This is a genomic window from Rhizobium sp. SVR5-9E (assembly GCF_056755095.1).
On sequence record NZ_JBNDHS010000019.1, the window covers coordinates 20,865 to 44,420 of the forward strand.

The following is a 23,556-nucleotide window of genomic DNA, read 5'->3' on the forward strand; positions in this document are numbered from 1 at the left end:
CAAATCCGCCCCAAAGAAGGCTCTCGTCATGGTTCATCTGGGCAAGCGAATTTTCGTATTGTCAATTGCAGCACTGATGTCCGTCCCGGCCACTGCAAGCGAGATCCGCCATCGCACGGAATACAAGGTTGCTCTGGGAATTCTGCCGATTGCGCGTGCCGCTTTCGTTACCCAGATCGAGGACGATCACAGCTACCAGGTTTCCGGGGATATCAGTTCCGCAGGGCTTGCCGATCTCGTGACGAAGATTGCTGCAAAGACCACTGTCACCGGAGTCATCCGCGACGATCGCCTGCAGGCGCAACGCTATTACCTTTACTACAAGAGCGGCAAGCGCGCGCGTACCTACGAAGTCCGTTACAGAAACGGCAATATCGTCTCCACCACGGTCAGGCCGGAACGGCGCCCGCCGAAGAATTGGATCGATGTCAAACCGGGAGACATGCGCTCCGTACTCGACCCCATCTCAGGCTTGATCTTCCCTGGCGACGCGAAGCTTTGCTCGCAGCGGCTGCCGATCTATGACGGTGAGATGCGCATGGACCTCGTGCTTTCGCCGAAGCGATCAGAGGATTTCACGACGAACGGATTCTCGGGCAAGGCAACCGTCTGCGGCGTGCGTTTCGTGCCGAGGTCGGGATACAGGAAGGGCCGCAAGGATATCGACTATCTGAGCAGAAGCGGCGCCATGGAAATCTGGTTTGCAAAGGCGCAGGCCGCAAATGTATATGCTCCGGTCTATGTCCGCATTCCGACGCAATACGGAATGGTGACGATTACCGCTGTGAAATACGGCGTAAGCTGACGGAGCTGGTCTCCGTGAAGGGAGACAGGTGAAGCTTCGGGCGACATTGATCGGATTCACGGCCATTCTGATGTGGTCGTTTCTGGCACTCTTCACCGCTGCGTCCGGCAAGATGCCGCCGTTTCAGCTTTCGACGATCTGCTTTGCAATCGGCAGCATTCCGGGCATGGTGGTGATGATCCTCAACCCATCCCGCATTGCGCTGCTGAAGCAACCTGCAAAGGTCTGGCTCATCGGCATTGCCGGCCTATTCGGCTATCACTTCCTGTATTTCACGGCGCTTCGCAATGCGCCGGCGGTCGAGGCTGGATTGATCGCCTATCTCTGGCCCCTGCTCATCGTCGTCGGCTCTGCACTGCTGCCGGGCGAAAAGCTGCGCTGGTATCATGTGGCGGGCGCGCTTGCCGGGCTCTGCGGCACGTTTCTCATCGTCGGTCGAAACGGGATTGATTTCGATGGCGCCTATGCGGTCGGCTACGGTGCGGCTCTCCTCTGCGCCTTCACCTGGTCCGGCTACTCGCTGCTGACGCGGCGTTTCGATGCGGTTTCGACGGATGTCGTCACCGGCTTCTGCCTCGCGACCTCGATCCTGTCGCTCATCTGTCACCTCGGGCTTGAGACGACGGTCTGGCCGGAAACGGCTACGCAATGGGTCGCGGTCGCCGGTCTCGGGCTTTTCCCCGTCGGGGCTGCCTTCTATGCTTGGGATTTCGGCGTCAAGAACGGCGATATTCAGATTCTCGGTGCGGCAAGCTATGCCGCCCCGCTGCTGTCGACGCTGAACCTTACGCTTTTCGGCTTTGCCGAGCCGAGCTGGCGCATCGCGATCGCTTGTGTCCTGGTGACCGGCGGTGCAGTTCTGGCAGCACAGGAGATGTTTCGCCGCAAGAGTGCCGCAGAACAGCCCGCGGCAGCCGAGTAGCTTGGGGCCTGACCCTAGCCTCCGGGTTTCCAATCCGGCGGAGCCATTTCGAATTTCGAGAATTCGAAGCCGGGCGCTACCGTGCAGCCAACGAGTGTGTAATCGCCAAGCGTTTCAGCCGATTGCCAGCAGTTCGCCGGAATGATCGCCTGCGGCCGTTCGCCGTTGAGGATGTCGATGCCAAGCCTCAAGGTTTCGCTCGTCACGCCGTCTTGCGACCGGTGGAGCGCCAAGGGCGCGCCGGTATAGTAGTGCCAGACCTCCGCCGCATCGTGGACACGATGCCAGTGCGAGCGTTGCCCCGCCTTCAGCAGGTAATAGATTGCCGTGGAGTGGCCGCGGTCTCCGCCATTGTCATCACGAAACGTCTGCACATACCAGCCGCCTTCCGGATGCGGCTGCATCGAAAGCGCCTCGATGATCTGGTCGGGCGACATTCAGAAATGGTCCTTGCGGCTGCGGATTTCCGCGAACACTTCCTCGTTCGTCCGGCCTTCCATCAGGAGGTTGCGGCGGATCGCAGGATCCGCGGCGCGGAGGAACGGGTTGGTTTCCTTCTCCAGCGCAAGCGTCGTCGGGATCGTGAACTTGCCTTCGGCACGCAGCGCTTCGATCTCTGCCGCGCGGCTCTTCAGACGCTCGTTGTCCGGATCGATCGTCAGCGCGAAGCGGGCGTTGGAGAGCGTGTATTCATGGCCGAAATAGATCGCTGTCTCATCCGGCAGGACAGCCAGCTTCTGGAGCGAGTGCCACATGTCCGCGGCGGGGCGCTCAAAGAGGCGGCCGCAGCCAAGTGCAAAGAGGGTGTCGGCGGCAAAAAGGAGCTTATCGTCAACGAAATGGTAGCAGATGTGACCGGCGGTATGGCCTGGGGTTTCGATGACGTTGACCGTATGGTCGCCGAAGAGGAAGCTGTCGCCATCGGCCATGGTCTTGTCCAGGCCTGGAATGGCGACGGCCTCGTTGACCGGGCCGATGATCTCGCAGCCGAACTGCTCCTTCAGTGGCAAATTGCCTTCCACGTGGTCGGTGTGGTGATGGGTGGTGAGGATGTGCGAGATCCTCCATCCACGCCGCTTGGCCGCGGCTGTCACGGCTGCCTCTTCCGGCGCGTCGATCGACGCCGTCAGGCCCGTCTCCGCATCATGCACGAGGACGCCGAAATTGTCGGATCGGCACGGAAAAACTTCTAATTCCAAAGGTTTCATCGTCTAAAGGGCCTCTTTCCCACGGATATGCCCGGAATGTAGAGACTTCGACCTTGAAGTCCAACTGCCCGCTGATAACATTTGTCGCGATGCACATGGATATTGTCGATCTGCGCCAGTTCTACCACTCCGAGCTCGGTCGCTTTGCCGAGCAGTCGATAGCCATGGCGCTGTCGTCGCTTTGGGTACGCCTGCCGCAGGAGCGGCTCGTGGGCATAGGCTATGCCGTTCCGTTTCTTGATCGGTTCTGCGCGGATACGGAGCGCACGTTTGCCTTCATGCCTGCCGGACAAGGCGCCGTGAACTGGCCCATGGGGTCGCTGTCATCGACCGCCCTCATCTTCGATGAGGAATTGCCGCTTCCCGATTCTTCCATTGATCGGGTGCTGATGGTTCATTCGCTGGAATTTGCCGAAAGTCCACGGGAGACGTTGAAGGAACTCTGGCGGGTGCTTGCTCCCGGCGGCCGCCTTGTCATCGTCGTGCCGAACCGGCGCGGCGTCTGGGCGCGGATGGAGCATACGCCCTTCGGCTCCGGCCGCCCGTATTCGCGCGGCCAGCTTACGAACCTGCTGCGCGAGACAAACTTCACTCCTGGGGCCACCGCGGAGGCGCTGTTCTTCCCGCCGTCGAAGCTTCGTGCGGTTCTTAGCCTTCGGCGCGGTTTCGAGCGCGTCGGCCGCGCGCTCTGGCCGGCCTTTTCCGGCGTCATCGTCGTCGAGGCGCAGAAGCGGCTCTATCAGGGCCTGCCGGTCGCTGCCCGCGCGTCACGCCGCGTCTTCGTTCCGGTTCTTGCCCCTCATGGCGTTCCGACGACGCGCAGCCGCTAAGTCTCACTCGACAAAGGCCGCTTTCCGCTTTATTGCCACAGGGCAATTTCCAGCCGGTATTCCGGCATTTTCCAAGGTCGATCCTATGAGCGTTGAGAAGAGCAAGCCCGTTCCGCGTCCCGGTATCCTGGATATCGCAGCCTACGTGCCGGGCAAGGAGCACGCGCCAGGTGTCGCCCGCGTCTACAAGCTCTCGTCCAACGAAACGCCGCTCGGCGCGAGCCCGAAGGCAATCGAGGCCTTCCGTGCGGCTGCCGGCCATCTCGAACGCTATCCGGACGGCCAGGCGATCGCGCTGCGCGAGGCGATCGCCGCCGTCCATGGTCTCAACCCGGCCAACATCATGTGCGGCAACGGCTCGGACGAGCTGCTCGGCCTGCTTTGCCACGTCTATCTCGGCCCCGGCGACGAAGGGATCATCACCGAGCACGGCTTTCTCGTCTACAAGATCCAGATCATGTGCGCGGGTGCGACGCCCATCGTGGTCAAGGAGAAGGATCACACCGTCGATGTCGACGCGATCCTTGCTGCCGTGACGGAGAAGACGAAGATCGTCTTCATCGCCAATCCCGGCAATCCGACCGGTACCTATATCCCGGTCAGCGAAATCCGCCGGCTGCAGGCCGGGCTGCCGAAGCATGTCGTTCTGGTGCTCGATTCTGCCTATGCCGAATATGTCCGCCGCAACGACTATGAAGCCGGCATCGAGATCGTGTCATCCAATGCGAACGTCGTCATGACCCGCACCTTCTCGAAGGTCTATGGTCTTGCCGCGCTCCGTGTCGGCTGGATGTACGCTCCGGCCGACATCATCGACGCAGTCAATCGCGTCCGTGGCCCGTTCAACATGAACGCCCCGGCCATTGCCGCCGGCGCTGCAGCTATCCGCGATCAGGCATTCGTCCAGGAAGCGGTCTCGTTCAACCAGATGTGGATCGAGAAGCTTACGTCGGCGCTCGAAACGATCGGTCTCAAGGTCACGCCGTCGGTTACCAACTTCGTTCTCATCCATTTCCCGGATGTCGACGGCAAGCGCGCTGCTGACGCTGACGATTTCCTGACGAGCCGTGGCTATATCCTGCGTGCGGTGCATAGCTACGGCTTCCCCAATTCGCTGCGCATGAGCGTCGGTCCCGAAGAGGCTAATCGCGGCGTCATCGAAGCGCTCGGCGAATTCATGGGGCGCTCGGCATGACGGTGCAGTTCGATCGCATCGCGCTGGTCGGCATCGGCCTTATCGGCTCCTCGCTTGCCCATGACATCAAGCGGCTGGGTATTGCCAATGAAGTGGTGATTGCCACGCGCAGCGCTGAAACGTTGAAGCGCGCCGAGGAACTGCAGCTCGGCACTCGCTATACGACGTCGGCGGCGGAAGCTGCCACGGATGCCGATCTCGTCATCGTCTCCGTGCCGGTCGGCGCGTCCGGGAGTGTTGCCAAGGAAATCGCAGGAAGCCTCAAGCCGGGCGCGATCGTCACCGACGTGGGATCCACCAAGGCGTCGGTTATCGCGCAGATGCAGCCGCATATGCCGCCGCACGTGCACTTCATTCCTGGTCATCCGCTGGCCGGTACGGAGAAATCCGGTCCTGATGCCGGCTTCCCCGGCCTTTTCGAAGGCCGCTGGTGCATCTTTACGCCGATCGCCGACACGGATGAAGCTGCGGTGAAAAAGCTCCGCACATTCTGGGAAAGCCTTGGTTCCAAGGTTGATGAGATGGATGCCGAGCATCACGACAAGGTGCTGGCCATCGTCTCGCACCTTCCACACATCATCGCCTACAATATTGTTGGTACGGCCGACGATCTGGAAACCGTGACGGAATCGGAAGTCATCAAATATTCCGCGTCGGGCTTCCGCGATTTCACACGCCTTGCCGCCTCCGACCCGACGATGTGGCGTGACGTCTGCCTGCACAACAAGGATGCTATCCTCGAAATGCTGTCGCGTTTTTCCGAGGACCTTGCCTACCTGCAGCGGGCGATCCGGTGGGGCGAGGGCGACAAGCTTTTCGAACTCTTCAGCCGCACGCGCGCCGTTCGCCGTTCGATCATCCAGGCCGGACAGGATGTGGATACGCCGGACTTCGGCCGCCCGCACCTGCAAGAGCAGAAGAAGAGCTGAGCCTCAGATCGGCGGAATAGCGCCGAGCGGGATGAAACCGCCGACCGTGGCTAGGCCATGTTTGACGACGAGATCGACTGAAACCCTGTCCCCGCCGATTGCGAGCGCCTTCAGAAGCTTGGCAGCTGTATCGACAGTATCGGCGACCTCCGGGAAGGCCTTCTTCATGCTGTCACGCCAGGGTCCCAGTTTCTCGATTTCGAGCTTGAACTTGCCAGACAGAAAGCCTTTTTCGTCGAAGGAGAACGGGCCGGTCAACGTCATCACTCGGCCGTTGCCGATGTCGGCCACGACCTTGCGCAGCTCTCCGCTCGCCCCGTAAAGCCCTTGCTGGTCACTGCCGTCGATCATGCCCGCCTTGCCCGCGAGTGTGAGATCGGCGCTCGCGGAAAACTGCGGGAAGACCTGCGGCCAGTCCTTGATGACCGCATTTGCATCCTGAAAGGAAATCGCGCCATCGAGATCGCCGGCATTCTGGCGCAGATGCACTTCGGTGCGAGCGGCATCGACATCGATCGTCTGCCCTGTCTGGGAGGAGACGGCGGTCGCCTTCAGGCCTTCGATGACCGTCGAGCTGCGGTCGACGCCTTGCAGCTTCGTCACGAGACTGGATTGTAAGTTTGCCCACTGTGCGGAGATCGAAAGGCCGTTGGCCGTGCGGATTTCGGCCGGTGAATCGAGCTCCCAAACGATGTGGCCCGGGGCGTAAACCTGTGCTGCGGAGCGAAGCTCGCCAAAGGAGGCGGAGACACCGTTCATCTTGTCATCCACATCGACTTTCGAGCAAAAGAGGCCGATGCGGAACGGATAGCCGCGAAAATCGATATCGTCACATTCGCCGCTGACCCCGGCTGTCGTGCGCGGCGCGATTGCTCTCAGCACCGTCTCCTTGAGCTGACCAGCCGCATAGAACCAGCCAGCGGTATAGATCGCGATGAAGAGAACGATGCCCAAGCCGAGCAACCAGAATTTTCTGCCGCTGCCGGATTGGCTTGACGCTGCCATGATGCTTCTCCAATGGTGAATCGCGAATGAGGGAGTTTCGGTCTGGCCTGCGATATGGACGAATTTTGGGTGTTTGGCTACGGATCCTTGATGTGGAATCCAGGCTTTGAGTTTCTTGAGCGGTCTCAGGCTCTTGTTTACGGCTACCGGCGTTCCCTATGCGTCCATTCCTGGGTCCATCGCGGCACGCAAGAAAATCCGGGGCTTGTGCTCGGCCTCGATCGCGGCGGCTCCTGCCGGGGCATGGCGTTTCGCGTGGATCCCGAGAAGTGGGACGAGGTGATCGACTATTTGCGTGCCCGTGAGCTCGTGACCAATGTCTACCTGGAGCGCCGTGTGCAGCTAGTGCTTCCCGGCCGCCGTACGATCAAGGCCATCGCCTACATCGTCGATCGCGATCATCTGCAATATGCCGGCGCGCTCGAGGCCCTCGCCGCTGCGCGTGTGGTAAGCGAGGCCAGAGGGCAGTCAGGGCCGAACGACGCTTATGTCTTCAATACGCTTGCCCACCTGAAGGAGATGGGTATTCGCGACCACTGGTTGGAAGAGGTCGCAGGCGAGGTCAAGCGGCTGCACGCGGCCTAAGCCGAGGCTGCCTTCGCGCTGCGCAATTGCGCCAAGCGTTCGACGGCTGTCGGCGGCAGCGGCAGGTGTGGATTGCGCTCCACCGTATCGATCAGGAGCTCGTCGCTCGCCTTCTCGGTCACGCTGATCAGATGCTCGAAAAACGCATCCGGGTCCATGCCCGGCTGAATGGCAGGCAGAATGCGAACCTTGAAGTGGCCGGGACGGCGGATGGCGCTCCGGCGCGGCCAGAACAGGCCGGGATGCATGGCGACCGGCACGACGGGGATGCCGAGGTCCCGATACATGCGGGCAATTCCGTACTTGTAGATCGGCTCGGCGCCCGGCGGACGGCGCGTTCCTTCCGGATAGATGATCAGCTGGCGGCCTGTCGCCAGTTCCTCCTTGGTGCGCTTCAGCACTTCCACCATGACCTTGCCGCGTGCGCCGCGATCAACCGGGATCATGCGTTGCTTCTTGGCGTACCAGCCGAAAAGCGGGATCCACATCAGTTCGCGCTTGAGGATGTAAACCGGGTCTCTCAGCCACGGCAGCAGGGCGTACGTGTCCCAGAAGGACTGGTGTTTCGGGGCCAGAATAAAGCTGCCGTCCGGCAGGTTTTCCATGCCCTCGATTTCGAAGGTCGTCCCGACGATCTTTTCCATCAGCCAGTGGTTCGAGAGCGCCCAGTTCTTCGGGATGGCATAGGCCGTTTTGCGCGGAACGATGAAATAATACGGCGAAAGCACGATCATCCGGAGGATGAGATTGGAGTAGAAGATCGTGTTGAAGAGAACGGAACGCAGGGCGATCATGAAATTTTCCAAAGCCAGTATCGGCGCCAGAGGCTGCTGGCACTGCCTACACGATAATGGCCGTCATAAAAAGCGTCCGATGAAAATCAGTTCTGGGCGGTATTACCAGCGGAGCGAAGGCCGGCATGGCGTCCAAAGCCGGTCATGTTGCGCGCAGCTGCCAGAAGCACCTTGACGTATTCGGCAAGCATGACACGAAGTGCATTCGGATCGGTGAACCAGGCGCGGGTCTTCAGGTCGGAGTTGACGACCGGGTAGGGGATGAATTGCGTTTCAGCATCGACATAGGCAAGTTCGGCCAGGCTGCGCGGCATGTGGTAGTTGTTGGTGACGACCAGAACGCTCTTGTAACCTTTGGCATGGATCCAGTTCGAGGCTTCCTGCGCGTTGCCGATCGTGTCGATTGCGTCGTAACCGATGTCGACGCAGCAATTGAAAAGCTCGGCCGAAGCGGATGTGGTCTTGCGAATCTGTCCCGGTGTTGTGGATGGATGAACGCCCGATATGAGCAGGCGCTTGCCTGCACCTTTCTCGAGCAGCGCGACGGCTTGATCGATGCGTTGATAGCCCCCTGTCAGAACGACGATGGCATCGGCTTTCGGTTCCGCCGGAGGCTTCAAGGTTGTCACGGAGTCGGCAAATCGCAGAAAACCGACGAAGAGAAGCGCAGTTGCGAGCACGCAGGTGAACCCGCCCCACCTCAACATCCGGCGGATGGGACCACGACGCGGGGCCTCGACACGGTAGCTCGCAAGCGCCGGGTCAGGACGAATCGGATTGCGTCTAGTTTGGCCCATGGTCATGAGTCGTGATATACGCAGATTGCGGCAGGTAACAGACACTTTCGTGCAAAAAAGGCGAAGTCGTTCAATTCGCGATGCCATCAGTTCGCGTCGGGTCGGAACGTAGCGTATCGATTTCATAGATCGTGCGCATAACAGTGAGCCGCGCTGTAAGTGTCGTCAGCAATGCAATGACGATCATCGTCGCGAAAATACCGAGATAGCCGAGGGCTCCGACCGAGAAGGTGCCGAAGAGGGCGGTTGCCTGGTCGGTTTGCGGCGTTGCGATCGTGCGGCTTTGCAGGAAGCCCGCGGCAAAGAAGAAGAGCGCCGCCAAGGCGCTGCCGATTGCCGAGCCTTTGAGGCTGATTTTCAGGAAATGCTTCTGAAATTCGGTGGCGACGAAAGAACTTTCGGCACCCACGAAATGCAGGACCTCGACGATATGCCGGTTGCCGGAGAGCGCCCCGCGCGTCGCAAAAACCACCGTCAGCACCATCGCGGTGAAGACAAGGAGCAGGATTCCGGTGCCGATCATGACCGTTGTATGGGCCATTGATACGAGACGATCGACCCATGTGCGGTGATCGTCGAGTGAGGCCTGGGGAATGCTCTCCTTCAAGAGCGAGCGCATTGCCTCGAAGTCTGGCGGGTTCGCCTCGTCGATCGTGATGATCACGAGACGGGGGACGGGAAGCTCCTTGATATCAAGGCCGCTGCCGAGCCATGGCTCCAAGAGGCGGGCCGTTGCGGCCTCGTCGACGATCTGGCTGCCCTTTGTGCCGACGAAGGTCATGGCGATGTCGCGCGCCTGCGTCAGCGCTTTTTCCATGTCCAGACCGTCATCCGGTTTGATCTGGATGGTGATCTCCCGGGAAATCTGGCTCTCCCAGCTGGCCGCCGTCGAGCGGACCATGCTGACGCCGCCAAGCGTCAGGCAGGCGAGGAAGGCCATGATGCTGATGACCACCGTCAAGGCGTTGCCCTGAATGTTGGAGGGCGGTAGGATCGGCCCCGTTGGCCGCACGCGCATCTCCGCCCGCTTCTGCTGGGCTCGGGCGGCGCCTTGCGCGCGGTCGGTCGATACGGGCTCAGTCATAGACGTCAAGATGCCCTTCCGAAAGGATCATGCGGCGGGCCTCCACCTGATCCATCAATGTGAGATCGTGCGTCGCGATGACGACGGCCGTTCCAAGACGGTTGAGTTCGAGAAAGAGGTTCAACAGGCGGCGCGCCATCGGCGGATCGACGTTGCCGGTGGGCTCGTCGGCCAGCAGAACCTCCGGCCGATCGATCAGCGCGCGGGCGATCGCGGCGCGCTGCTTTTCACCGCCGGAAAGCACGGGGGGAAGCACGTTAATGCGTTCGCCAAGCCCGACCCATTTCAATAGCTCCAGCACATCGGTTTTGTAGGAGCTCTCGTCTTTCCCTCGCACACGGAGCGGCAAGGCCACGTTCTCATAGGTCGTCAGATGATCGAGCAGGCGGAAATCCTGGAAGACGATGCCGACACGGCGGCGAAGCAGCGGCAGCTCCGGTCGCGGGATGTCGGAGATATCCCGTCCGAACATGCGGATCAGGCCACGCGTTGGCTGCAACGACATGAAAAGCAAGCGCAGAAGCGTCGTCTTTCCGGCACCTGAGGGACCGGTCAGAAACTGGAAAGACTTCTTCGGAATGTCGAAGGTCAGGTCCCGGAGAATCTCCGGGCCCATGCCATAGCGCAATCCGACATTTTCAAAGTGAATCAACAGGCAGCCCAGTCTTTCACGGTTTCACCCCATCGACTTGTTAACCAACGCCGTTAACAACCGGTAAATTTCGCCAGAAAGACGCCCCTCTTAAGGCCGGTTAGCGAAGGATTAACTATTAAAATTTACGACTGGGCAGGATTCGTTTCAATGCCCGGTTTTCGGCCGTGCACTGAAACCATGTGCAGATGGGAAAGGCCGTCAACATGGAAGCATCATCCTTCGGGCGTCATGCGCCGGGTTATGCCTACGATTTCCTGCCGCCGGAGCCTGCCGCGCGTCGGGTTCGCCCCCACCGCCCGGCCGATGTGGCCGACGCCGAATTCATCGTCATCGGCAAGCGGGGCCAGAGCTTCAACGCCAGAAGTTTCAACGACGCTCGCGAGCGCGCTGCTCCTGGCAAGTCATCCGCGCCGCCCGCGGCGGTTTCGAAGGCTGCCGTGTTCCTCAAGCGTGCCGAAGAATGGTTGCAGCAGGCTTCATTCAAAAGCTTCACAGCCCTTGTCTTCATGCTCTTCGTCCTCGTCTTCGGCCTGGCCGGCGGTTTTTCCGGCCTGTCACCGAATGACGCCGCCGCGTCAGCCTCGCCGCTGCACTTCACGCATGTCACGATGACGCCGCGTGATGCCAACGGCATGCGAATTCTGGTGATCAACGGCATTATCGAGAACGAGAGCGGTACGACGCAGTCCATTCGCCCGATCCGCGCCGATCTGATGACCGATGACCGGCTGGCGGCCAGCATCGTCATCAATCCGCCGACAGACGTGATCTATGGCGGCGAGAGCCGCGGCTTCTCGGCGCGCGTTCAGCACTCGGGCGGAAAAATGCCGGAAGTCCGCCTTTCGTTCATGCCCTAGGGTGTTTCCGCGCTGCTAATGTGCTAACGGCTACCCTTCGTTTACATGGAGAAGCCGTATGCCTGTCGTGCGCGGAAAAAATATCGAGCCTCTTTTCACCGCCGAGCAGATTGCCGAGCGCAATCACGAGATGGCAAGACGGATTGCCGCAGGTCCGACGAAGGACCTGCTCGTCATCGCCGTGTTGAAGGGCTCGTTCATTTTCGCCGCCGACCTGATCCGCGCACTGCACGACAGCGGGCTCGCGCCCGAAGTCGAGTTCATTACGCTTTCGAGCTACGGAACAGGAACCGTTTCGCAGGGTGTGCGCATCGTCAAGGATATCGACAGCGACGTTAAGGATCGCGACGTGCTGCTGATCGACGACATCCTCGAATCCGGCCGTACCCTGCTTTTCGCCAAGGAACTGCTTTACGCGCGCGGCGCGCGGCACGTCAGGATCGCCGTGCTGCTCGACAAGAGCGTCAAGCGCAAGGAAAAGCTCGAGGCGGATTACGTCGGCTTCGAATGCCCCGACTATTTCGTCGTCGGCTACGGCATGGATGTCGCCTATGCCTTTCGCGAACTGCCGTTCGTTGGCGTGGTTACCGGCGACGCCTGATCTCATGGCTTCAAGACGGGTTGTTAACCATCCCGTCCATCGCTTGCTTCCGTTTACCGATCGAAAAGGACCGCCGTGCAATTTCCGCTTCGGGGCATGAAGACGGAGCGATGCACATCATGGCAAAAATTCTGATCACGGAAGACGAGGACTCGCTTCGCTCTTTCGTAGCCCGGGCCTTGCGCCTTGACGGTCATGAGACCGACGAAGCAGCCGATGGCGCCGAGGGGCTGGAGAAGCTGAAGGACGGGGTCTATGACCTGCTGCTTTCGGATATCCGAATGCCGGTGATGGACGGCATCGAGCTTGCGCATCAGGCGAAATCCGCCTTTCCGGCGCTCAAAATCCTGCTGATGACCGGCTATGCCGAGCAGCGCGAACGCGCTGATGATCTTGCGGAAAAGATCGTCGATGTCGTGTCGAAGCCTTTTGCGCTGCCGGATATCCGCAAGGCGGTTGCACGCGCTCTGGCTGCCTGATCCTGGGGCAGCCTCACTTCTCGTCCGGGATGAACTTACCTTCGTAGCGCACCCGGAAATTCCGTCTATGAAAGTCCTGCTCGAAGCAGACAAAGACCAGTTCGATATCGTTGTCACTGTCACGTTTTCCGAGAAGACTTAGCGTGATGACGGAGACGCCGCTGTAGCCGCGCGTCAGCCGGAAAGCCGCATTGCGGATGTCCGTCGCTTCCGGATCCTTGCGATCGTCGCGGCGTTCGTAGATGACCCAGAAGCGGGCGGCATCCCATGTCTTCCTGAGGACCTCGCTGATCTCGGCCTTGAACTCCTCGGCATGCATCGCCGGTCCCCAGGACAGCGCCGTCTCGCCGGTATCGCTGACGACATTGAGATAGCCGTCATATCGAGAGGCGCCGGAGAGCGCCTGTTCGATCATCTCAAACGCGGTGTTTTCGCTAATTACAGTCTTGAAGAGAATGGCCATCGAATCGTTATCGTCCGTCAATTCCGCGGACGACATTACGAAGCTCTTCGCTGAACGGAAACGGCTTATCTTGTCCGGTCACTGAATATCCAGCAGCCGCTCGAGGTAACGCCGCTCCATCTCCTGCGGTGGGTTGTTCCCCAGCTTTTCGCGGATGGCATCGAGGATCTCGCGGGCGCGCTGGACGTCGATCTCGTCAGGAACCTTGACGTCATTGCCGAAGTCCGGACCGTTGGCGCGGCGCGGGCGGCCCAGCGGATCGCGGCCGTTCTGGTTGCCCTGTCCGACCTGCCCTTGCGGTCCCTGGCCCTGCTGGCCTTGCTGCGCCTGCATCATCTGGTTCATCATGTCGCGGGCGCCCTGGCGGAGCGCTTCGAGCGCGCGGCCTTGGCCCTGCACGGCCGTGTCACCGCGGCCTTGGCCGAGTTCGCGGCCGGCTCCCTCCATTTCGCGCTGCGCCTGACCGAAGCCCGGTCCGGGCTTCATGCCCATCTCGCCGAGGCCCTTCTGCAGTTCCCCAAGCTGCTTGCCGAGTGCATCCTGCTGGGCGCGCAATTGCTTCAGCGCTTCGCGAAGCTGCTCTTCGGTCATCTGGTCCGAGGGCTGATCGCCCTGCTGGCCGTTCTGGCCCTGCTGTTGGTCCTGCGGCTGGCCCTCCTGGCCCGGCATCATTTCGTCCAGCAGCGGATCGTTCATGCCCATGTTCGGGTCGCCCCGCTGCATCCGGTCCTTCAATTGCTGGTCAAGCTTGAACGTCTGCTCCATCAGTTGCTGCTGGTCGCGGAGGATCTGGCCGAGCTTGTCCATCTGTTGGCGCATCTGGCTATTGTCGCCCTGCTGGCCTTGCTGGGGCCTGCCGGCCTGCAGGTTGTTCATCATCCGCTGCAGTTCGGACAGCAGTTGCTGAGCGGCGTCGCGGTTTCCGGAGCGCGCCAGATTCTCGATCTGGTCCATCATGCGCTCCAGATCCTGCTGGCGGATGAAGTTCTGCGCGTTCTGGTTCGGCTGCATCGGCGCATTCTGCATGCGCTGGGCCAGTTCCTTCATATACTCGTTCATCGCCTTGCGGAGCTCATCCATGAGCTTCTTGATCTCCGCGTCCGGCGCATTGCGCTGCAGCGCATCGGCGAGGTTCTGCTGGGCATTGCGCAAGTTGCGCTCGGCAAGCGAAAGGTCACCGTCCTCCATACCGAGGGCGATATCCCAGAGGTAATCCGCCGTATCCTTGAGCTGCTCTTCGTTGCGGGCAAGCTTCATGCGGATGCGGGCAGATTCCAGCAATAGGTAGTTGGTCAGTTTGGGAATAGTCTCCTCAGGCCGAATCGTCAGCGCCTCGTTGAGCGCGATTGCCTCCGGCATCTTGCGGGTGTCAAGGGCAAAGACCTGACGCTCCTCCGCAACCGCGGCGGCCAGTGGCTCAAAGAACGGACGCGACGGCAGCGTCATTTCATGCGGCGGGCTTCGGCCGGTCTGGCCCGCTGCGTCCTTCGCAACAAGCGTCACGCGCACCCGCTTGCCGGCAAGCGGGTGTTCCGTCAGGTTCTTGCTGGTGACGGCCTTGGCGTCCCGCGCGTTGCGGCGCGGAATGTCCAGCCGGAAATCGGGCAACGGATAAAGCGCCTTTGCCTCCGGGTCGGATTCGACCGGCACGATTTCAGCACGCGCCTCCTGCACCCCGTAATCGTCCTTAACCCTAAAGCCGATCTCCAGTGCGCCATTGACGCTGCGTTTGGGCAATCCATCGAAAGCAATCTCGGGTGCCTTGTCTGGAATGACCTTGAAGGTCCAGGTGCGGCCGTTGACGAGCAGCGCGCCGTTCTCCTCAAGTTTCATCACATGCGTCTGTGCAGCAAGCACCGGAGTGGCAGGCGTGCCGGCAGCCGGCGGCTGGCCCTGCGGTGCGGCGGGCTGTTGCTTTGTGTCCGCAGAAATTTCCTGTGCCTCGCCGGACGCCTTCTTGAAGAGAACCTTCTCGGCCACCTGCCCGCCGCTGACACGAACCGTCAGGTTCGAGGACTGCGGAACGTTGATAGCGCCCTGCTCGGAGCCGGTTGCCGTCAGATAGACCGGCGCGCGGCCGGTATAGGATGGCGGCGTGACCCATGCGTCGATGCGGACCGCCGGGTTGCTTGCCGCGGGCGTGGCCGGCGGCTGCAAGGCGTCGGTGATCGAGCCGCCACCGGTTGAAAGCGAGTAACCGAAGGCGGTAACGACAAGAAGAGCCGGGATGGCGCGGAGCGCGAAACGGTCGTGTGCTGCGATGTCCGGACGGGGAAGGCCTGCATCAAGGGCCGCGATCTTCTCCGCCATGCGCGTCTGGTGTTCGCGCCAGAGTGCCTGTGCGACCGGCGTATCGAAAGCCGGCCGGTCCTCCTGCACCGTCACCGGCTGGTGCGGCAGGCCATTGCGCTCCTCCAGCAGACGGTCGGCGGCGGCAATATTCGGCCAGCGAAGCTTGCGAAACGGAGCGAGCGAAACAAGCAGGGCAATACCGAAGGCAATCAGCAGGCCGACACGCGCGAAATCAGGTATGAAACGGAAAATGCCGAACCAGGAAGCCGCAAGATAGAGGGCAAGCACCGAAAGAACGCCGACCAGGGACGGCAGGATCTGCTCGGAAACGAGCACCAGGCGCGCAAAGAACCGCTTTACCGCCACAAGCCTCGCAAGAGAGGGCCGAAGGGCAAATGCACCTTGTCTTTGCCTGCGGGGGCTCTTCGTCAATCCGGTCTCCGCCGTTTGGTGTTAGAGTAACAGATGGCGCTTCCGGCGATTGCTGGGCAATACGCTCGCATCACAAAAAGATAACACTCTTTGTGGCGAAGACGAGGGCGAACGGCCAGCAAAGCCGGTTTTTCATGTCTATTCGAGAAAAAGTGATGGGTTTCTCAGCCGAGCCAGGCGGGCACGGAGTCGAGACCTATCAGTTCCTCATAGGTTCCGCGAGGACGAACCACGTGGAAATCGGCCCCCTTGACCAGAACTTCCGGTATCAGCAGGCGGCTGTTGTAAGTGCCGGCTTGCACTGCGCCATAAGCACCCGCGGAACTGACGGCGAAAAGATCGCCCGGCTTCGGCATCGCCATTTCACGATCGAGTGCCAGATAGTCACCGGTCTCGCAAACCGGACCGACGATATCCGCCTTGATCCGCGGCGCGTTGGCCGCCGAGATCACGACCGGGCGGATTTCGTGATAGGCGTCATAAAGCGTTGGGCGGATGAGGTCGTTCATCGCGCCGTCCACGATAACGAAGGTCTTTTCGCCGCCGTCCTTCACATAGATGACTTCGGTGACGAGAATGCCGGCATTGCCGACGATGAGGCGGCCCGGTTCGGTGACGATCCTGCAGTTAAGCCCGCGAAGCTGGTTCTTGACGACCGCGGCATAGGCCTCCGGAGGCGGCGGCGGATTGTTGTCGTCCTTGTAGGGGATACCAAGGCCACCGCCGACGTCGACGTGGTGGATATCGTGACCGTCGGCGCGAAGCGTGCCCACGAGCTCGCGCAGCAGCTTGAAGGCGTCTTCGAACGGCTGCAGTTCGGTGATCTGGCTGCCGATATGCATGTCGATGCCCGTGACTTCGATGCCGGGCATTTTCGCCGCCTGAGCATAGACGGCGCGAGCACGCTCCCAGGAAATGCCGAACTTGTTTTCCTTCTTGCCGGTCGAGATCTTCGCATGCGTCCTAGCATCCACGTCCGGGTTGATACGGAAGGAAACCGGGGCCTTCTTGCCCGCCTTGATGGCGCGCTGGTTCAGGATCTCCAGCTCCGGTTCTGATTCGACGTTGAAGCAATAGATTCCAGCTTCGAGCGCAAAATCCATCTCGCGCGGCGTCTTGCCGACGCCGGAAAACATGATGCGGCTTGCCGGAATGCCGGCCGCGAGCGCGCGGCGCAGTTCACCTTCGGAAACGACATCGATGCCGGCGCCGAGCTTGCCCAGCGTCTTCAACACCGCCTGGTTCGAATTCGCCTTCATGGCATAGCAGACCATGGCGTCGATATCGCTGAAGGCTTCGGTGAAGACCCGGTAGTGGCGTTCGAGCGTTGCGGTCGAATAACAATAGAAAGGCGTGCCGACGGCCTTGGCGATTTCCGGAACGGGGACGTTCTCGGCGTAAAGGATGCCGTCGCGGTATTCAAAGTGGTTCACGGGAGTATGCCTTAGAGCAGGGGATCGAGGAGGAACGGCCTGTCGACGGTGCCCGGCTGTTTTGTCGGCTTCGACACGTCGCCTTCCTTCGTGGCCATCGCGCTCGGCGGATCGAGATCGCCTTTGCGTCCGCATCCGGCAACGGCAAGGCCGACGACGGCAAAAACAACCGTCAGGCGGATGAGGTACGGCAAGCTGATCTGCATAGGGGCCTCGTATCGAAGGGCAGAAGGTTGGACATCTTCATAGCGAAGTTTCTCAGCCTTGTGCACCCTGATTGTTTTGTCAGTTGCGGCCGCGCCAGTAGGCGATCTGCTTTCTGACTTCGGAGGGTGCGGTGCCGCCGAAGCTCTTGCGGCTTGCGACCGATGCCTCGACCGTCAACACGTCATAGACCTTGTCTGTGATACCAGGGTTGATCGCCTGCAGATCGGCAAGGGGCAGTTCGGCGAGGTCGCAGCCCTTGCTTTCGGCAAGGGCGACGGCGCGGCCAGTCACATGATGGGCATCCCGGAACGGAAGGCCTGCCTCGCGCACTAGCCAGTCGGCAAGGTCGGTGGCGGTAGAATAGCCGGAGCCGGCAGCCGCCTTCATCCGGGTGGTGTTGATCGTCATGTCGCGCACCATGCCGGTCATGGCTGCGATTGCCAGCTCCAGGCTCTCGGCGGCGTCGAAAACCTGTTCCTTGTCTTCCTGCATATCCTTGGAATAGGCGAGCGGCAGGCCCTTCATGATCGTCAGCAGCGCGACCAGCGAACCGTTGATGCGGCCGGTCTTGGCGCGCACGAGCTCGGCCGCGTCGGGGTTCTTTTTCTGCGGCATGATCGAGGAGCCGGTGGAGAAGGCATCCGACAGGCGCACGAAGCCGAACTGCGGCGTCGACCAGATAACAATCTCTTCGGCGAGCCGTGACAGATGCATACCACAGATTGCGGCGATCGACAGGAACTCGATGGCGAAGTCGCGATCGGAGACCGTGTCGATCGAATTGCGGGTCGGCTCCCGGAAACCGAGCGCCTTTGCCGTCATGTGGCGGTCGATAGGGTATCCAGTGCCGGCAAGTGCCGCAGCCCCGATCGGGCTTTCGTCGAGATGTTCGATGGCGTGACGCACACGCGAACGGTCGCGGCCGAACATTTCCACATAGGCCATGCAGTGATGGCCGAAGGTGACGGGCTGTGCCGTCTGCAGATGAGTGAAGCCCGGCATGACGCTTTCGACGTGCTCTTCGGCTCGGTCGAGGAAGGCCGCGATGAGGTTCGTCAGCATCGCCTCGGTTTTCTGCAGTTCTTCCTTCACCCAGAGGCGGAAGTCGAGCGCCACCTGGTCGTTGCGTGAGCGGGCGGTGTGCAGGCGTCCGGCGGCGGGACCGATCAGCGTCGCAAGCCGGGCCTCGACATTCATATGAATGTCTTCGAGCTGGCGGGAGAACTCGAAATTGCCGCTCTCGATTTCTGACAGGATCGTGTTTAGCCCGTGAACGATCTTGTCCTTATCCTCTGCGGAAATGATGCCCTGATGGGCAAGCATCGTCGCGTGGGCGATCGATCCACGGATATCCTGGGCAAACAGCTTCTTGTCGAAACCGATCGATGCATTTATCTCCTCCATGATGGCGTCGGGACCGGAAGCGAAACGCCCGCCCCACATCTGGTTGGAGGATTTGGTGTCCGTGGTGTCGGCCATGAAGCTGCCTGCCTTGAAGAATGCATGCTCTGGGGAATGAAATGACGACAAGAAAGCCGTTCGGACTGCCATCTCTGAAGTTGATCGGGATAGCCGCCGTCGCGGGCATCATTGCCGGTGCGGCAGCGGTTTACATTAAGGAGACCGGGTATGGCAATGGCGGCGCGCAAACGGCATCGGGCGAATGTAGTGCCGCCAAGCATCTCGCGGGGAAGATAGGGCCGCTCGCCAGGGGCGAGGTTGCGGCGATGGTTGCCGTCGATGAACCGCGCAAACTTACATCGGTTGCCTTCAACGGCCCGGACGGCAAGCCGCTGACGCTTGAGAATTTCGCAGGCAAAACCGTGCTTCTCAATCTCTGGGCGACGTGGTGCGTGCCCTGCCGCGAGGAAATGCCGGCGCTGAACGCGCTGGCGAAGGAGATGGGCAACGAGAAATTCCAGGTCGTTGCAGTCAATATCGATACCGGCGATGACGAAAAGCCGAAGGCCTTCCTGAGCGAAACCGGCGTCGATTCCCTTCAGCTCTACCGCGACAATACCATCGGTGTCTTCAACAGCCTGAAGAAGGAAGGGCTTGCCTTCGGCCTGCCCGTCACTTTGCTGATCGACGACAAGGGCTGCCTGGTTTCGGCGATGAACGGCCCTGCCGCCTGGGATAGCGGCGATGCCAAGGCACTGATCAAGGGTGCGGTGGGGACGTGAGCGTCGATAACCTAGGATCTTGCCTCAAAGAGATCGCGCGGCCATCGATGTTGGCGGCACATTGCCGACCTGGCCGTGCGGCGCTACATTACGAACGAGCCTAAGTTGCGTGCTTAACGCATAAGTCGAGCCCGCGACCAAATTGACGCCGAAGGAGACGGCGTCTCTCAAGCTTTTGAAGCTTTAACTCGCTTCGCTCAGGTGGCAGGGCGACGTAGCCCTATCGAACGCAGGTCAGTTTACTGGTGCGACAGCGTAGGAGGCGTAAATGGCAATTTCGCGCAAGCAGGCAGAGCGTTTGCTAACGGCGGACGAATGGCAACTCGTTCAAAAAACCCACCATCCGGCAATGCAGGACCTGTCGGATGCTGATCTCTCGGACCTCGCCAAGAGAATACGTGAAAGGCGCGATCGCGCACAAAGCGAGGCGAACAGGCAGCGAAGGGAAATCAGAGGCAAGGCGCAACCCAAAGGGGCGACGCCAGCACGCAAGGATACGGGAACGAGAGCCAAGCTCGAAGTTCTGGCAATGGGCGTGCGCAGTGTGAACGTCGAACAAGCTCGTCGGCGTAGAATGCTTGCTAAAGTTCAGATGGTCGAGAACATGCGAGCCGCGTTGGCGCGAAAGAAAGAAGCGAAAAGCGAGAAAGACGAGTCATTTAACGCACGCCAGGCCCATGCAGGCATGCACTCGATCGAAAGTTCAAAGCCCAAAAATCTCATCCGTCCTATGGAGCGAGGCAGATTGCGGAAGGCTGGCGCTGTTTCACAGGCAAAGCGCGACGCTCGCGGCGCATAGGCGTCGATAGTGTTTTGACAGCGCACTCACCAGCCTATTCCTATGGTGTGATAGCAGGAATGGGAACCGACATCTCGCGGATCCGCGAGATCATTTGGCGCCTTAGCGCGTCGGGACCGGCGTCTCGCCGCGATAGTCGTAGAAGCCGCGGCCGGACTTGCGGCCCAGCCAGCCGGCTTCAACATATTTGACCAGCAGTGGGCAGGGACGGTATTTCGAATCCGCCAGGCCATCATGCAGCACCTGCATGATCGAGAGGCAGGTGTCGAGGCCGATGAAGTCGGCAAGCTGCAGCGGTCCCATCGGGTGGTTGGCGCCGAGCTTCATGGCCGTGTCGATGGCATCGACGGTGCCGACGCCTTCATAGAGCGTGTAGATCGCCTCATTGATCATCGGCAGCAGGATGCGGTTGACGATGAAAGCCGGAAAGTCTTCAGCAACCGTGACGGTCTTTTCGAGCGACGCGACGAAATCCTTCGCGGTCGCAAAGGTTGTTTCGTCGGTTGCGATGCCGCGCACCAGTTCGACCAGTTTCATCACCGGGACGGGATTCATGAAATGAATGCCCATGAAGTGCTCGGGCCGGTCCGTCGCCGAAGCCAGCCGCGTGATCGAAAGCGAGGATGTATTGGTGGCGAGAATTGCTTCCGGCTTCAGGACCGGACAGACTTGCGCGTAGATCTTGCGCTTAACAGCTTCCTCTTCGGTCGCCGCTTCAATAACGAGATCGGACGGCGCGAGGTCGTTCAGGTTGGCCGATCCGGAGATAAGGGAAAGCGTCGCCTTGCGCTCTTCATCCGTCATCTTGCCGCTCGTGACGTGCCGGGCGAGATTGCCGTTGATGGTCGCCAGGCCTGATTCGATGCGCTCCTGGGACAGATCATAGAGGTGGACTTTGTAGCCCGCAGTTGCTGAGACCTGGGCGATGCCGCAGCCCATCTGACCCGCGCCGACAATCCCGATCATTTTCAACACCGCATTCATCGCCAACCCCCGCGGCAGTCGTCTTGCTCTGCCGTGCTTATCTAAATGAAACTGCCGGGCAAAGTATCGCCCGGCAGCAGTAGTAGCGCTATAAATGATAATTTTCCAGTCTTTCGCAGATGCGAAAAGTGGGCAATCTGCTCGTTCAGAGGGCCTTCTTCAGTTCCGGCAGGGCTTCGAACAGATCGGCGACGAGGCCGTAGTCGGCCACTTGGAAGATCGGTGCCTCCTCATCCTTGTTGATGGCGACGATGACCTTTGAGTCCTTCATGCCCGCGAGATGCTGGATCGCACCCGAGATGCCACAGGCGATGTAGAGATCAGGCGCGACCACTTTGCCGGTCTGACCGACCTGCCAGTCGTTCGGCGCGTAGCCCGCGTCGACCGCCGCGCGCGAAGCGCCGACGGCGGCACCCAGCTTGTCGGCGACCGGCAGGATGACTTCCTTGAACTTCTCGGCCGAGCCGAGGGCGCGGCCGCCGGAGATGATCACCCGGGCCGAGGTCAGTTCCGGCCGGTCGGAAGCCGAAAGTGCGTCCTTGACGAAGGTCGAAAGGCCGGGATCGGAAACGGCCGGGATCGCCTCGACCGCTGCGGAACCGCCTTCGGCGGCAGCGGCGAAGGAAGCGGTGCGCACGGTGATGACCTTCCTGGCATCGGTCGACTGCACCGTCTGGATGGCATTGCCGGCATAAATCGGCCGCTTGAAGGTGTCGGCGGAGACGACCTCGATGATTTCCGAGACCTGCGCGACGTCGAGCAGGGCCGCGACGCGGGGCATAACGTTCTTGCCGGTGGAGGTGGCGGCCGCGACGATCGCGTCGTAGCTGGCGGCCAGCGAGACGATCAGATCGGCGAGCGGCTCGGCCAGATTGTTGGCCAGTTCGTCGCTTTCGGCGAGCAGCACCTTCGAAACGCCGGAGAGTTTGGCGGCCTGATCGGCGGCAGGCTTGGCGCCCTTGCCGGCGACGAGGATGGTAACATCGCCGCCGATTTGGGTAGCGGCGGTCAGCGCCTTGGCGGTCTGGTCGGAAAGGCTTTGATTGTCGTGGTCAGCCAGAAGAAGAATGGCCATGGTCGTATTCCTTTCTCGAACCTTAGAGGACGCCGGCTTCGGTCTTGAGCTTCTCGACGAGCTCGGCGACCGACTTCACCTTGACGCCGGCCTTGCGGCCCGACGGCTCTTCGGTCTTCAAGACCTTGAGGCGCGGCTCGGTAGAGACGCCAAAATCGGCAGGAGCCTTCTTGTCGAGCGGCTTCTTCTTGGCCTTCATGATGTTCGGCAGCGAGGCATAACGCGGTTCGTTGAGGCGCAGGTCGGTGGTGACGACGGCCGGAAGCTTGACCTCGATCGTCTGCAGGCCGCCATCGACCTCGCGGGTCACGGTTGCCTTGCCCTCACCGATCTCGATCTTCGAGGCGAAGGTCGCCTGCGAAATGCGCAGCAGTGCCGCCAGCATCTGGCCGGTCTGGTTGGAATCGTCATCGATCGCCTGCTTGCCGACGATGATCAGCCCCGGCTGCTCGGCCTCGACGACGCCCTTGAGGATCTTGGCGACGGCGAGCGGCTCGACCTGATCGTCGGTCTCGACGAGGATCGCCCGGTCGGCACCCATTGCAAGCGCGGTGCGCAGCGTCTCTTCGGCCTTGGCCGGACCGATCGATACGGCGACGACCTCCTCGGCCTTGCCGGCCTCCCTCAGCCGCAGCGCTTCCTCGACCGAGATCTCGTCGAACGGGTTCATCGACATCTTCACGTTCGAAAGCTCCACACCGGTGCCATCCGGCTTGACGCGGATCTTCACGTTGTAATCAACCACCCGCTTCACGGGGACGAGAATTTTCATGGGGTCCTTCCTTCAACTCTTTCGCCAAGAAAATGCGCCCTTCGGCGCCGCTCCGATTGTCGAATGGCGACATGGATACGCGTTTTTCCTCCAAATACAACGCTCGCCGGTCGCAGACGGACAAATTGCTCCGGCAAATATATACCGCTTACGTTCACGTCAACATTTAG

26 protein-coding genes are annotated in these 23,556 nt (G+C 60.7%); 11 read left to right on the forward strand and 15 right to left on the reverse strand.

Annotation, left to right across the window (positions count from 1 at the left end):
* Nucleotides 1-28 precede the first annotated feature (28 nt).
* Nucleotides 29-805 carry a DUF3108 domain-containing protein gene (locus tag ACPYOJ_RS11740; protein ID WP_168832706.1) on the forward strand — a complete coding sequence of 259 codons (777 nt, stop codon included), beginning with the start codon at nucleotides 29-31 and terminating at the stop codon, nucleotides 803-805.
* A gap of 28 nt (nucleotides 806-833) precedes the next feature.
* Entirely contained in the window at nucleotides 834-1,727 is an 894-nt protein-coding gene (gene yddG / locus ACPYOJ_RS11745) for an aromatic amino acid exporter YddG (protein ID WP_481416413.1), read from the forward strand.
* Nucleotides 1,728-1,741: 14 nt separating this feature from the next.
* Here yddG and ACPYOJ_RS11750 read toward each other — a convergent pair whose 3' ends face one another.
* Complete coding sequence (locus tag ACPYOJ_RS11750) at nucleotides 1,742-2,164, reverse strand: cupin domain-containing protein (protein WP_481416414.1); 423 nt, start codon at nucleotides 2,162-2,164, stop codon at nucleotides 1,742-1,744.
* On the reverse strand, nucleotides 2,165-2,935 hold the full coding sequence (gene gloB / locus ACPYOJ_RS11755) for a hydroxyacylglutathione hydrolase (protein WP_481416415.1): 771 nt from the start codon (nucleotides 2,933-2,935) through the stop codon (nucleotides 2,165-2,167). It lies immediately after the preceding gene.
* A 53-nt stretch (nucleotides 2,936-2,988) separates the two neighbouring features.
* Here gloB and ACPYOJ_RS11760 point away from each other — a divergent pair, with 53 nt between their 5' ends.
* The 3 genes from ACPYOJ_RS11760 (at nucleotide 2,989) to ACPYOJ_RS11770 (ending at nucleotide 5,889) form a co-directional block, all read left to right on the forward strand.
* Nucleotides 2,989-3,765: a class I SAM-dependent methyltransferase gene (locus ACPYOJ_RS11760; protein ID WP_481416416.1), complete on the forward strand. Its 777-nt coding sequence runs from the start codon at nucleotides 2,989-2,991 to the stop codon at nucleotides 3,763-3,765.
* 85 nt (nucleotides 3,766-3,850) lie between these two features.
* Nucleotides 3,851-4,960, forward strand: coding sequence for a histidinol-phosphate transaminase (hisC, locus tag ACPYOJ_RS11765; protein WP_481416417.1), 1,110 nt, complete (start codon nucleotides 3,851-3,853; stop codon nucleotides 4,958-4,960).
* Entirely contained in the window at nucleotides 4,957-5,889 is a 933-nt protein-coding gene (locus tag ACPYOJ_RS11770; protein WP_481416418.1) for a prephenate/arogenate dehydrogenase family protein, read from the forward strand. The genes hisC and ACPYOJ_RS11770 overlap by 4 nt, the downstream gene beginning before the upstream one ends.
* Nucleotides 5,890-5,892: 3 nt before the next feature.
* On the opposite strand, the gene ACPYOJ_RS11775 is transcribed toward ACPYOJ_RS11770, so the two are convergent.
* Entirely contained in the window at nucleotides 5,893-6,894 is a 1,002-nt protein-coding gene (locus tag ACPYOJ_RS11775) for a DUF2125 domain-containing protein (RefSeq protein WP_481416419.1), read from the reverse strand.
* Nucleotides 6,895-6,948: 54 nt separating this feature from the next.
* Between ACPYOJ_RS11775 and ACPYOJ_RS11780 the strand changes: the two genes are divergently transcribed.
* A complete protein-coding gene (locus ACPYOJ_RS11780) occupies nucleotides 6,949-7,479 on the forward strand; it encodes a gamma-glutamylcyclotransferase (protein WP_481416420.1) in 531 nt (176 codons plus the stop codon).
* Here the strand turns inward: ACPYOJ_RS11780 and ACPYOJ_RS11785 are convergent.
* The 4 genes from ACPYOJ_RS11785 to ftsE all read right to left on the reverse strand — a co-directional run bounded on the left by ACPYOJ_RS11785 (nucleotide 7,476) and on the right by ftsE (nucleotide 10,806).
* Nucleotides 7,476-8,273: a lysophospholipid acyltransferase family protein gene (locus ACPYOJ_RS11785; protein ID WP_168832623.1), complete on the reverse strand. Its 798-nt coding sequence runs from the start codon at nucleotides 8,271-8,273 to the stop codon at nucleotides 7,476-7,478. The two genes, ACPYOJ_RS11780 and ACPYOJ_RS11785, sit on opposite strands and share 4 nt — an antisense overlap.
* Before the next feature lie 86 nt (nucleotides 8,274-8,359).
* The gene (locus tag ACPYOJ_RS11790) at nucleotides 8,360-9,076 is read right to left on the reverse strand and encodes a YdcF family protein (protein ID WP_481416421.1); all 717 of its coding nucleotides are present in this window, start codon (nucleotides 9,074-9,076) and stop codon (nucleotides 8,360-8,362) included.
* 64 nt (nucleotides 9,077-9,140) lie between these two features.
* Nucleotides 9,141-10,154, reverse strand: a complete 1,014-nt coding sequence (locus tag ACPYOJ_RS11795) for a cell division protein FtsX (protein WP_481416459.1) — start codon at nucleotides 10,152-10,154, stop codon at nucleotides 9,141-9,143.
* Complete coding sequence (gene ftsE / locus ACPYOJ_RS11800; RefSeq protein ID WP_022718083.1) at nucleotides 10,147-10,806, reverse strand: cell division ATP-binding protein FtsE; 660 nt, start codon at nucleotides 10,804-10,806, stop codon at nucleotides 10,147-10,149. Before ftsE ends, ACPYOJ_RS11795 begins: the two co-directional genes overlap by 8 nt.
* 206 nt (nucleotides 10,807-11,012) lie before the next feature.
* Here ftsE and ACPYOJ_RS11805 point away from each other — a divergent pair, with 206 nt between their 5' ends.
* The 3 genes from ACPYOJ_RS11805 to ACPYOJ_RS11815 all read left to right on the forward strand — a co-directional run bounded on the left by ACPYOJ_RS11805 (nucleotide 11,013) and on the right by ACPYOJ_RS11815 (nucleotide 12,746).
* A complete protein-coding gene (locus ACPYOJ_RS11805; RefSeq protein ID WP_481416422.1) occupies nucleotides 11,013-11,666 on the forward strand; it encodes a hypothetical protein in 654 nt (217 codons plus the stop codon).
* A gap of 58 nt (nucleotides 11,667-11,724) precedes the next feature.
* Nucleotides 11,725-12,267 (forward strand): hypoxanthine phosphoribosyltransferase, encoded by a 543-nt coding sequence (gene hpt, locus ACPYOJ_RS11810; RefSeq protein ID WP_481416423.1) that lies wholly within the window; start codon nucleotides 11,725-11,727, stop codon nucleotides 12,265-12,267.
* A 119-nt stretch (nucleotides 12,268-12,386) separates the two neighbouring features.
* Nucleotides 12,387-12,746, forward strand: coding sequence for a response regulator (locus ACPYOJ_RS11815; RefSeq protein WP_027512336.1), 360 nt, complete (start codon nucleotides 12,387-12,389; stop codon nucleotides 12,744-12,746).
* A gap of 13 nt (nucleotides 12,747-12,759) precedes the next feature.
* Here ACPYOJ_RS11815 and ACPYOJ_RS11820 read toward each other — a convergent pair whose 3' ends face one another.
* From ACPYOJ_RS11820 to argH, 5 genes are all read right to left on the reverse strand, one after another.
* Nucleotides 12,760-13,209 carry a hypothetical protein gene (locus ACPYOJ_RS11820; protein WP_168832704.1) on the reverse strand — a complete coding sequence of 150 codons (450 nt, stop codon included), beginning with the start codon at nucleotides 13,207-13,209 and terminating at the stop codon, nucleotides 12,760-12,762.
* A gap of 78 nt (nucleotides 13,210-13,287) precedes the next feature.
* Nucleotides 13,288-15,933, reverse strand: coding sequence for a TIGR02302 family protein (locus ACPYOJ_RS11825; RefSeq protein ID WP_481416424.1), 2,646 nt, complete (start codon nucleotides 15,931-15,933; stop codon nucleotides 13,288-13,290).
* 164 nt (nucleotides 15,934-16,097) lie between these two features.
* Nucleotides 16,098-17,366, reverse strand: coding sequence for a diaminopimelate decarboxylase (lysA, locus tag ACPYOJ_RS11830; RefSeq protein WP_481416425.1), 1,269 nt, complete (start codon nucleotides 17,364-17,366; stop codon nucleotides 16,098-16,100).
* Nucleotides 17,367-17,377: 11 nt separating this feature from the next.
* Nucleotides 17,378-17,572, reverse strand: coding sequence for an LPS translocon maturation chaperone LptM (gene lptM / locus ACPYOJ_RS11835; RefSeq protein ID WP_481416426.1), 195 nt, complete (start codon nucleotides 17,570-17,572; stop codon nucleotides 17,378-17,380).
* Nucleotides 17,573-17,651: 79 nt separating this feature from the next.
* Nucleotides 17,652-19,052, reverse strand: a complete 1,401-nt coding sequence (argH, locus tag ACPYOJ_RS11840) for an argininosuccinate lyase (RefSeq protein ID WP_481416427.1) — start codon at nucleotides 19,050-19,052, stop codon at nucleotides 17,652-17,654.
* A gap of 41 nt (nucleotides 19,053-19,093) precedes the next feature.
* Between argH and tlpA the strand changes: the two genes are divergently transcribed.
* Nucleotides 19,094-19,756 (forward strand): thiol:disulfide interchange protein TlpA, encoded by a 663-nt coding sequence (gene tlpA / locus ACPYOJ_RS11845; protein ID WP_481416428.1) that lies wholly within the window; start codon nucleotides 19,094-19,096, stop codon nucleotides 19,754-19,756.
* A gap of 268 nt (nucleotides 19,757-20,024) precedes the next feature.
* Nucleotides 20,025-20,555 (forward strand): hypothetical protein, encoded by a 531-nt coding sequence (locus ACPYOJ_RS11850; RefSeq protein ID WP_481416429.1) that lies wholly within the window; start codon nucleotides 20,025-20,027, stop codon nucleotides 20,553-20,555.
* A gap of 102 nt (nucleotides 20,556-20,657) precedes the next feature.
* Here the strand turns inward: ACPYOJ_RS11850 and ACPYOJ_RS11855 are convergent, their stop codons facing one another.
* The 3 genes from ACPYOJ_RS11855 to ACPYOJ_RS11865 form a co-directional block, all read right to left on the reverse strand.
* Nucleotides 20,658-21,539, reverse strand: a complete 882-nt coding sequence (locus tag ACPYOJ_RS11855; RefSeq protein WP_481416430.1) for a 3-hydroxybutyryl-CoA dehydrogenase — start codon at nucleotides 21,537-21,539, stop codon at nucleotides 20,658-20,660.
* A gap of 145 nt (nucleotides 21,540-21,684) precedes the next feature.
* Complete coding sequence (locus tag ACPYOJ_RS11860; protein WP_481416431.1) at nucleotides 21,685-22,614, reverse strand: electron transfer flavoprotein subunit alpha/FixB family protein; 930 nt, start codon at nucleotides 22,612-22,614, stop codon at nucleotides 21,685-21,687.
* 22 nt (nucleotides 22,615-22,636) lie between these two features.
* A complete protein-coding gene (locus tag ACPYOJ_RS11865) occupies nucleotides 22,637-23,386 on the reverse strand; it encodes an electron transfer flavoprotein subunit beta/FixA family protein (RefSeq protein ID WP_481416432.1) in 750 nt (249 codons plus the stop codon).
* Between the last annotated feature and the right edge of the window lie 170 nt (nucleotides 23,387-23,556).

What these genes read in the sequence shown, in the direction of transcription:
- ACPYOJ_RS11740 (WP_168832706.1), top strand. Translation starts at nt 29, where the DNA reads ATGGTTCATCTGGGCAAGCGAATTTTCGTATTGTCAATTGCAGCACTG.
- ACPYOJ_RS11750 (WP_481416414.1), bottom strand. Translation starts at nt 2,164, where the DNA reads ATGTCGCCCGACCAGATCATCGAGGCGCTTTCGATGCAGCCGCATCCG.
- gloB (WP_481416415.1), bottom strand. Translation starts at nt 2,935, where the DNA reads ATGAAACCTTTGGAATTAGAAGTTTTTCCGTGCCGATCCGACAATTTC.
- hisC (WP_481416417.1), top strand. Translation starts at nt 3,851, where the DNA reads ATGAGCGTTGAGAAGAGCAAGCCCGTTCCGCGTCCCGGTATCCTGGAT.
- ACPYOJ_RS11770 (WP_481416418.1), top strand. Translation starts at nt 4,957, where the DNA reads ATGACGGTGCAGTTCGATCGCATCGCGCTGGTCGGCATCGGCCTTATC.
- ACPYOJ_RS11775 (WP_481416419.1), bottom strand. Translation starts at nt 6,894, where the DNA reads ATGGCAGCGTCAAGCCAATCCGGCAGCGGCAGAAAATTCTGGTTGCTC.
- ACPYOJ_RS11780 (WP_481416420.1), top strand. Translation starts at nt 6,949, where the DNA reads ATGGACGAATTTTGGGTGTTTGGCTACGGATCCTTGATGTGGAATCCA.
- ACPYOJ_RS11785 (WP_168832623.1), bottom strand. Translation starts at nt 8,273, where the DNA reads ATGATCGCCCTGCGTTCCGTTCTCTTCAACACGATCTTCTACTCCAAT.
- ACPYOJ_RS11790 (WP_481416421.1), bottom strand. Translation starts at nt 9,076, where the DNA reads ATGACCATGGGCCAAACTAGACGCAATCCGATTCGTCCTGACCCGGCG.
- ACPYOJ_RS11795 (WP_481416459.1), bottom strand. Translation starts at nt 10,154, where the DNA reads ATGACTGAGCCCGTATCGACCGACCGCGCGCAAGGCGCCGCCCGAGCC.
- ACPYOJ_RS11805 (WP_481416422.1), top strand. Translation starts at nt 11,013, where the DNA reads ATGGAAGCATCATCCTTCGGGCGTCATGCGCCGGGTTATGCCTACGAT.
- hpt (WP_481416423.1), top strand. Translation starts at nt 11,725, where the DNA reads ATGCCTGTCGTGCGCGGAAAAAATATCGAGCCTCTTTTCACCGCCGAG.
- ACPYOJ_RS11815 (WP_027512336.1), top strand. Translation starts at nt 12,387, where the DNA reads ATGGCAAAAATTCTGATCACGGAAGACGAGGACTCGCTTCGCTCTTTC.
- ACPYOJ_RS11820 (WP_168832704.1), bottom strand. Translation starts at nt 13,209, where the DNA reads ATGGCCATTCTCTTCAAGACTGTAATTAGCGAAAACACCGCGTTTGAG.
- lptM (WP_481416426.1), bottom strand. Translation starts at nt 17,572, where the DNA reads ATGCAGATCAGCTTGCCGTACCTCATCCGCCTGACGGTTGTTTTTGCC.
- argH (WP_481416427.1), bottom strand. Translation starts at nt 19,052, where the DNA reads ATGGCCGACACCACGGACACCAAATCCTCCAACCAGATGTGGGGCGGG.
- tlpA (WP_481416428.1), top strand. Translation starts at nt 19,094, where the DNA reads ATGACGACAAGAAAGCCGTTCGGACTGCCATCTCTGAAGTTGATCGGG.
- ACPYOJ_RS11850 (WP_481416429.1), top strand. Translation starts at nt 20,025, where the DNA reads ATGGCAATTTCGCGCAAGCAGGCAGAGCGTTTGCTAACGGCGGACGAA.
- ACPYOJ_RS11855 (WP_481416430.1), bottom strand. Translation starts at nt 21,539, where the DNA reads ATGAATGCGGTGTTGAAAATGATCGGGATTGTCGGCGCGGGTCAGATG.
- ACPYOJ_RS11860 (WP_481416431.1), bottom strand. Translation starts at nt 22,614, where the DNA reads ATGGCCATTCTTCTTCTGGCTGACCACGACAATCAAAGCCTTTCCGAC.
- ACPYOJ_RS11865 (WP_481416432.1), bottom strand. Translation starts at nt 23,386, where the DNA reads ATGAAAATTCTCGTCCCCGTGAAGCGGGTGGTTGATTACAACGTGAAG.